An 8,539-nucleotide genomic window follows, 5' to 3' on the forward strand; every position below is an offset into this window, starting at 1 on the left:
GGCTTGCCGTTCCTTTGACCTTGACGTGCCTGACTATAGGAGTACTACTGATGTCGTATAGAACCCAGAGTACATCTGTGCCTTTTCTTCCAGTCCCATTGCACGCAAAAGTCCAGCGATTGTCCTTCACTATTCTGAAGTATTTATTTGCTACCCACCCATTTGTCTTGTTGGGGTGCCGACGTTTAGCCCAATTAAAGAGGTATTTCCACACTCGATAACGAATGTAGTTGAAGGTTTCTTTGCTCACTACTCCTCTGTAATAGTTAGCAAAACCTCTCAGAAGCGGATTTAAGGTTTTAATGACTTCTTCTTGAGTTGCACTTTTCTTTTGTTTTATGGTTTCCCCAATCTTTTTGCAGAAAGCTAATACTTTCTTTTTCTGGGGCTTAATTAATAATTTGCCACTGTAATGACGTAAGTTGAATCCAAGAAAGTCAAAGCCTTCTTTCATTGTTACTATCCTTGTCTTCTCCTCACTGATTTCCAAGCCTCTACTTGACAACCATTGCTTTATTAGGATAAGCACTTGTTCCAAAGATTCCTTGTCTTTAGCGGTAACTATGAAGTCATCCGCATATCTGATGATGCCTAGCTTTGGGTTAGCTGTTTTGATGTGTTCTTCGCTCCCCGTGCAGTCCAATATTTGCTAGTATTGGACTTATTACACCACCTTGAGGAGTGCCTGTCTCGGTAGGATTGTGTATCCCTTTGTAGATAAATCCTGCTTTTAACCATTCTTTGATTAGTGCCCCTTGTGGGACAGAACCAATCATGTTCAGGATGGATTCATGGGCAATGTTGTCGAAGAAACCTTTGATATCAGCGTCTAAAACCCATTTGTCACTACAGCTTGAGGGATTGACACTCAGCCTGATGTAACTTTGTGCTATTGCGTCGTGACAACTTCTTCCTGGTCTGAATCCGTAGGAGTTAGATTCAAACATGGCTTCCCATTCGGGTTCTAGTATGTTTTTGACTATTGCTTGTGCGACTCTATCCTTTATGGTCGGGATTCCCAGAGGACGTTTCTTGCCGTTAGACTTAGGTATATATACTCTTTTCGCGGGTTTAGCCTCTGGCATATCCCAAGTATTAGCAAGTTTCACTCGCTGTGCAGGGGTATTAATTATTTCCTTATCAATACCTGCTGTTTGCTTTCCGGCATTAACCTGAGTGATTTGTCGAATACTCAGCAATAAATTGGCTCGGCTTCTTACTAGCAATTTCTGCAACCTTCTGAGTTGCTGACCTTGACCAAGTTTTCGGGCACGGAAGATTCTTTGACGTAGATTCCTCACAATCTTACGGGCTTTTCGCCAATTAATCTGCGACCAGTCCATGAGTTGTCCATTGTTTCCATTTATCAGGCTTGCGCTTGACATCTAACTTTTAACTCCGTTTGGTTTCCTGATCATTGTTTCTTTCCGTATAAGACCCAGAGGAAGTCTGCTTTGCTTTCGTTCAGGGGCAAATCTAGAACCCCTATCCAGCCCATTACAGACTGGCATTCGCTTTTTCCTCCATCTTTTACCCATCTAGGGATTGTGTCTTCGTTACCTCCGACCTACTTTGAGAATCGACCCGCTCAAAGACCTAGTTGGGCTTACCCTGTTGATTCATCTAGATTTTCTGAATGGTTCGGATGGACGACTATTCTGCGACGGGGGTTGTATTCCTACGTTCAATGGACACTACAACCATTGAACTGCCCGTTTACCCTTTTGGTCACAGCCTATCAGGAGTGATTTGGCTGTTTTTGGAATGACGCAGTTTAGGCATCGTCTTCATGTGAATTCATCCTTTCATTCACCCTCTTGCTCCTGGCTGCTTCACCCTAGTAGCCGAGGTTACTTTTGGGGGTTGCTTACCTTCTGCTTCATTACTTACTACAGAAGTACCCAGACTCAAAGAGTCCTTTCCATGAGGGTCTGGGGTAGGAATCCCAGAGAGGAGTCGGCTCCCCGTTCTAAATGACCAGTTCAGGTCACACGCAGTAATTCCAACTCGCGATACAAGGATGTCAAAAATCGGGGTCTGGCAATAAACTCTCTATCTGAGGTTGTCAAAAACTTCTCCAAACCCAAATCTATACCTATCGCTTCTCCGTGAGGTTGAGCTTCTGGTCTCGATACCTCAGACTCGATGGTGAGTACTACTTCCCACCTATCTGCCTTCCTTAATACCCTTGCTTGCTTGACTACAAAACCTTCTGGAATTGGTCGGTGCAAGTTAATGGGTATAATTCCAATCTTGGGCAGAGAAATCTGCCAACCTGTAATGGGGTTAGTTTTAAATTGAGGAAACAGCATCGACTTCATTTGGCCAAACTTCTTGAAGCGAGGAAAGCCATAACCTCTTTGCTGGAAATAATTCCAACCATCGTGCAATCTACGAATTGTAGTTTGCAGAACTTGAGAGGGAACAACTCTCGAGTTCTGGGAATGCTTTTTTGGCCAGGGGCAGTGCGTTTTGCTGGTTGTAGTAGGTTGGAAAAGACTTGTTAGCTGGGATGATGTATTCTTTTGATAGGGAACAATAGTTCAAACTACACTTACGGGCATTCACCCAATCCTTGATTTCCCGCAAGGCATAGTTGTACACTTTGCGAGATATTTCCAACCAATGGAGCATAGTTTGCTCTTGGATGGGGTCGGGGTGAAGTCGATAACGATAGTTGATGGTTAGAGTCATACAAAAATTCTAACACAGAATGATTACTCTATAGCTCTATATCTATACTGTTGGGTGATTTTACCGGGATTGACCGGAAAAATCTGCTTGAGGGGTCCATGTATCCCGACGCTCATCTTTCAGATAGAGCGCGGGACTTATAGCCCCTCAAACTCCCCATCAGTTAATCAGCAAGTTTGGCAATTGACAATCGTTCATACTATGTTAAAATCTTGGAGATTTGTATTGATTGAGCTAAAAAATATCTTTGACTTCTCACCCGACTAAAGTACGGGTTATTCTAAGCAGTTGTTCAGAATCGGTTGAAAAACACGATTCTCAAAGGCCACTAGCTGTCACTGGACTTGATTAATTTTTTCCAGTGGTGGCAGCTCATATACCACCTACAGACTCAAATATGCTGACTCCGAATGCCACATACATCGCCCTTACTTTTGTCTCGCTTTCAGAGTGGTTTTACACTTATGAGCGAGCTATAAATCCCTATCCTTGCTGCCTATTTGTCTGTGCCGAGTGTCTTGGTAGAACCATGCTAGTAGTTTCTTCCCGACAGGAGTTTCACCCCTACAAGCATTGAGTCTATGGGACAAACCTTGTTCCTACTCGCATTCATTGGTATTATCCCACATTTTGGGATACTTGGGAATAAATTCCCACAACTTGTTTTCATCCAAGGGCTAAAGGCACTTGGCTTTCAACTTCACATTTTTTTGTAATATTTACAGAAAATCATATATAGTCTTAAAGATGCAAATAAAGATGTAAAAAATATGCAAAACAGTACATACCTAGAACTTTCTAAAAAATGTATCTGTTGCAGCTGAAAAAATCCTGGCCTAGTTTCTGAAATAGGAATTATGTCATTAGATTAGTGCTGTAGTAATGGGGAACAATGGCTGTTCTTGTAATGTCTTAACTCACAAGGGCTAAGTTTTCCCTAGAAATGAAAATATAGGTTGACAATAACAGTTATCTATCATCTATACAGAATCTAAAAGTTAGCTCTTTGAGCAAATCACAGATAAATCACCAATAGTAAATTCTAAAAAACGAGGTAAGCAAGTGACACAAATACCAAATCCAACTCCACCATCAGTAGATATACCTAACCCTGATTCGGATGATGGCGGGCGTATCCTAATTGGAACCCCAGGAGCAGACCGTACAGCGGGAACACCTGGTGGTGACAATTTTTCAGAGTTGTCAGGTGATGACTTTGTGGCAGCAGGTGGTGGTAATGATGTAGTTGCATTAGGTGGAGGTTCTGATACTGTAACTGGTGGTACTGGCAACGATTCCGCCCAAGGTAACCGAGGAGCTGACTCCATGCTCGGAGGTGCAGGAGATGATTGCCTCAGAGGTGGAAGAGATAATGATACTGTAGATGGTGGTGAAGGATCAGACATTCTGTTCGGCGATCGCGGTGATGATATAGTCAGGGGTGGAGCAGGAGGAGACCTAGTAAGAGGTAATTTAGGTGTTGATTTCCTACAGGGTGATGACGGTAATGATACTCTTCAAGGAGGTAAAGGCAATGATAGTCTTGATGGTGGTGATGGGAATGACTTCGTATCAGGACAAAGAGGGAATGATGTTTTAACAGGTGGCGATGGAGCTGATACGTTCTTCTTCTTCTATGGTCCAAATGGTACTTATGGAGTTGACACTCTAACAGACTTTAATGGAGATGAAGGAGATAAGATAGTTCTCGCTGCTGGCCCAACTGTTCCAGAGGATGCCAGCTTTAATGCTCTAAGTGGTTCAGCTGGAGGTGAGTTGCCCGCAAACGAGTTTGCAGTGATTGAGAACTTCAATCCTGCAACTCAAGGAGACAACCCTGCAGCAATTATATATGACCCTGCTAATGGTTTAGTCTACTATAACCCAGAGCAAGTTATTGGTGATGAAGATCAAATTCTTCGGGTTACTCCGAATACCCCATTAGACAACACTGACTTTGAAATCTTCTAAGTCTGGTTGATATATAGATGCGCTTTAACATATCGGTATAACCCGAGAATGAAGATTCTAACTCCCCCCTAACCTATATTTTAGGGGGGAAAATTTTTAGTGGTCTTTTCAAGTTATACCAATTTAATAAAGTTATGGCATAAGTCTGAATTCTTAAGCACCCCTTTTTATCCCCCCCTAACCCCCAGGGCTGTTTATTCTCCATAGACACGGGGACGCGGAGACACGGAGACACGGGGATAGAGGCTTTTAAATGGCGTTGGACCAAATATTCTTTCAGAGCTTAAAGACGCTTATTGGTTGAAAAATCGGCAAATTTTGGCAAATGCCACCGTTCCACTATCCCCTTTTAGGAGTACACAAGTTAGTCAATTTGTCAAAGCTTGTAAAACCAACAAAATGCTTGTAAGCTTTTTATAATAGGCATTATCCACTTTTGTAAAGAATTTTGCTGATAATGGATAGCTTGGAAAGGGGGGAGCTAGAGATTTTTGTCGGGGGTTTGGGGGTATCAAACTCTTCCATTTCTTTAACAAATTGATATTATCCTCATATAGCAGAAGGCAGAAGGAGAAATCTGGCGTTGTCTTAGTTTTCAGTTTTTGATACAGCGGTTTCCGTTGTTATGAGGTACACTTGTCGCGGGCAAGATGCCTAAACGCAGGCAAGATGCCTACGCTACGATGATTTTACCATTCAAGCTTGTACCTCATTTGCCCGAAATATGCTGTATGTCCTTAATTATTAATTATTAATTATTAATTATTAATTATTGAGCCTTTCCTTTAAATTTGAGATCAAAAGCTACATATTCAATGATTAATTATTAGGCTAAGGATGGGAATAGAAGAATATCTCAGATTAGCAAAACTCTACTTGAGCGAAGGTAAATTAGGTCAAGCTATAGTAGCCTGTCAAGAAGTTTTAAAATTACAATCAAATTCTGAGGATGCCTACAGAATATTAGGGGAAATTTATCAAGTTCAAGGTAATTTTCAGGCAGCTATGTCTGCTTATACAAAAGCTTTGGAAATTAAGCCAGATTTTGCAGAAGTTCATGCTTTTCTTGGTCAATTATATAGTCAGAAAAAGTGGTTGATTGAAGCAGCAAGTCAATATCAACAAGGGATTAATTTAGGGTTAAAATGGCCGGAAGTTTATTATAATCTGGGTAATATAAAGCATCAATTTGGTTATGTAGAAGCTGCTATTGAATGTTATGAAATAGCAATTTTTATGAAGCCTGATTATATCAATGCTTATTTTAGATTAGGTATTGTTTTTGAGTCGCAAAGAAATTATCAAGCAGCAGTTGATGTTTATAGAAAAATTATCAGACTTAAGCCTAATTCTGTAGAAGCATATAATAATTTAGGTGGTGTTTTAGCTGATTTTAATCGCACGGAAGAAGCGATTGAAGTTTATCAGCAGGGGTTAGGTTTAAAACCAAATTCAGCAGATTTATATAATAATATTGGTCATGCTTTATCAAGAGAAAATCCTGCACAAGCGATCGCTGCTTATCGTCGTGCTATAGAGTTAAATCCTACTGTTATTAAGGCGCATTATAATTTGGGTAAAGTTCTACAAGTTATTGGGGAACATGAGTGGGCGGTAAAATGTTTTGAAGAGGTTATTCGACTAAAGTCAGAAAAAGATAATGTATTAGTTTATAGTGATTGTGCTTTTTCTTTGATGGCTATAGGTAGGTTTAAGGCTGCTTTTGTTTATTTACAAAAGGCGATTATTAGTGATCAATTTGTGGATGGTTTTTGTCAGTTATGGGAGGGGAAGTTGGAGAATGGGGAGCAGATAGTATCTGATGAGTTGTATTTGACAAAGGTGGCTGGTTGGAATTTTATTAAGGAGCTACAAAAGTTAGATGGTTATTCAGAAAGTTTTCAGCAGCAGTATCAGAAAATATCTGAATATTTGGTCGAATATTATGTTCATTTTGGCAATGTTTTGATGGAAAATGAGTCTTATTCTACTGCAGAGATAATGTATCAAAAGGCTTTACAGGTTCAGGCAAGTTTACCAAATGTTTATTGTTTATTAGGGAATTGTTTGGTTAAACAAAAACGGTTAAGTTCAGCGATTATTAGTTATCGGGTAGCTATCCAAATATTGTTAAGTGAAAATAGAATTGCTGAGACTATCAACATTTGTTTTGATTTGGGAAAGGTTCTGGAAAAGCAACAGCGATGGGAGCAAGCGATAGATTGTTACAGTAAAATTTTATCGGAAAAAGCAATATTAGATTCGCAGATATTCAACAATAATTTTCAGCCTTATCAACAATTAGAAGGATTACATTTATCTACAAAAGATTGGATAGAACGATTAGACAGTAGCAACGACTTGCCAAGATATATAGAGGTAAAATTAGAAAAATCCACAGCAGAAGATAAGGCATCCCCCCTACCACCCTTTGAAAGGGGGATAAAAGAAATTACTAAATTTTCAATTCAGGAATTAAGCTCTAAAAATCAGCAGAAAAATTTAGAATGTCATGGGTTAAATTGTAGTAAATGTTTATGGGAAATTTATCAGTATTTTGAACCCAAATACCTCGCTCCAGCAGTTTATAGTCTCAATGGTAGGAGTGGGTTTAGCCAAGATAGGGATTTTTTGAGTAAGAGTTTAGGGAAAAAAAGCTCTTTTCTCAAGGAAGGAATAAAAGGGGATATACCCTCCTTGACAGAAGATACAAAAAATAGTAAGCCTGGTTTTCCTCATTTTCAGAAAATTTCCCAGACTCCCAATTTCGTAACAATAGTACCAGAGGGAAGAGCTTGGATTATGCCTAAGAAAAATTACTGGAGACTATGTTACGCGATCGCTATTATGACTCCAGATAATTACTTACTGGCAGATGTTTCTAGGGAGTATCCATCTCCATTGCCAGGATGTACTAACCATGATCCAAGTAAACATCGAATATTTGATTTAGAAGAACTTCCGTCTCTAGAGAAAGTTCATGGTAAAGTGGCAGTATTATCGGTACTGTCGGGAAATGTGTATTTTCACTGGATGGTAGATTTGTTGCCCAGAATAGAAATATTACGTCAGGGGATAAATTTAGAAGAGATAGATTGGTTTTTGGTTAATGATTATCAACAACCTTTTCAGCAGGAGACTTTAAAAATTCTGGGCATTCCTGAAGAGAAAATTCTGGCAAGCGATCGCCATCCCTATATTCAAGCGGAAGAATTAGTTGTCCCTTCATATTCTAGTTATTTAGGATGGTTACAACCGTGGGGAATAAAATTTTTGAGAGAGGTATTTCTTAAGGAAAGATTTATTGAGAAGTCAGAGTTGCCAGAAAGAATATATATAAGTAGGGGTAATGCTAGGTATCGTCGAGTAATGAATGAACCAGAGGTAGTAGAGATATTAAGTAAATTTGGTTTTACTTGTATTACTCCAGAGTCTATGTCTCTAGAAAGTCAAATTGCTACTTTTGCTCATGCGAAAATTATAGTTGCTCCTCACGGAAGTGGTCTTACAAATATAGTATTCTGTAATCGAGAGACTAAAGTTATTGAGCTTTTTTCGCCTAACTATCTCAGATATTACTATTGGCATATTAGTCAATTATTAGGACTTGAGCATTACTTTTTAGTAGGTGAAGCGTTTAGTTGTTATCCTATTAGGAATTTAATGTATGAAAGTTCTCTTGTGGAAGATATTTTGGTGAATTTAGGATCGCTAAATTTAATGCTTAAAGCTGTGGGTATTGTTTGAAAAAGTTGGAGGTTTTGGGGAGTAGGGGAGTAGGGGAGTGGGGGAGTGGGGGAGTGGGGGAGTGGGGGAGTGGGGGAGTAAGAGGAGTAAGGGAGTGGGGGAGAGATCGGGAGAGGAAACGTCTGAA

The 8,539-nt window shown here is 39.8% G+C and carries 6 protein-coding genes and 1 pseudogene; 2 read left to right on the forward strand and 5 right to left on the reverse strand.

Annotated elements, in window-relative coordinates:
• The 5 genes and pseudogenes from F6K54_RS34630 to F6K54_RS34650 form a co-directional block, all read right to left on the reverse strand.
• Positions 1-454: group II intron maturase-specific domain-containing protein (locus tag F6K54_RS34630; protein ID WP_293088183.1), on the reverse strand; the 454-nt coding region annotated here is incomplete at its 3' end.
• Positions 455-478: 24 nt separating this feature from the next.
• A pseudogene (locus tag F6K54_RS34635) lies at positions 479-643 on the reverse strand (reverse transcriptase domain-containing protein); the annotation flags it as partial.
• Positions 603-1,385, reverse strand: a complete 783-nt coding sequence (locus tag F6K54_RS34640) for a reverse transcriptase N-terminal domain-containing protein (protein ID WP_293088175.1) — start codon at positions 1,383-1,385, stop codon at positions 603-605. The gene F6K54_RS34640 and the pseudogene F6K54_RS34635, both read right to left, overlap by 41 nt.
• A gap of 597 nt (positions 1,386-1,982) precedes the next feature.
• Complete coding sequence (locus tag F6K54_RS34645) at positions 1,983-2,390, reverse strand: transposase (protein WP_293088177.1); 408 nt, start codon at positions 2,388-2,390, stop codon at positions 1,983-1,985.
• A 1-nt stretch (position 2,391) separates the two neighbouring features.
• On the reverse strand, positions 2,392-2,694 hold the full coding sequence (locus F6K54_RS34650; protein WP_366558315.1) for a helix-turn-helix domain-containing protein: 303 nt from the start codon (positions 2,692-2,694) through the stop codon (positions 2,392-2,394).
• A gap of 1,062 nt (positions 2,695-3,756) precedes the next feature.
• Between F6K54_RS34650 and F6K54_RS34655 the strand changes: the two genes are divergently transcribed.
• Positions 3,757-4,665, forward strand: a complete 909-nt coding sequence (locus tag F6K54_RS34655; RefSeq protein ID WP_293088179.1) for a calcium-binding protein — start codon at positions 3,757-3,759, stop codon at positions 4,663-4,665.
• A gap of 837 nt (positions 4,666-5,502) precedes the next feature.
• The gene (locus tag F6K54_RS34660; protein WP_293088181.1) at positions 5,503-8,412 is read left to right on the forward strand and encodes a tetratricopeptide repeat protein; all 2,910 of its coding nucleotides are present in this window, start codon (positions 5,503-5,505) and stop codon (positions 8,410-8,412) included.
• Positions 8,413-8,539: the final 127 nt, after the last annotated feature.

Origin of the sequence: Okeania sp. SIO3B5 (genome assembly GCF_010692555.1) — a bacterium.
Classification (GTDB): domain Bacteria; phylum Cyanobacteriota; class Cyanobacteriia; order Cyanobacteriales; family Microcoleaceae; genus Okeania.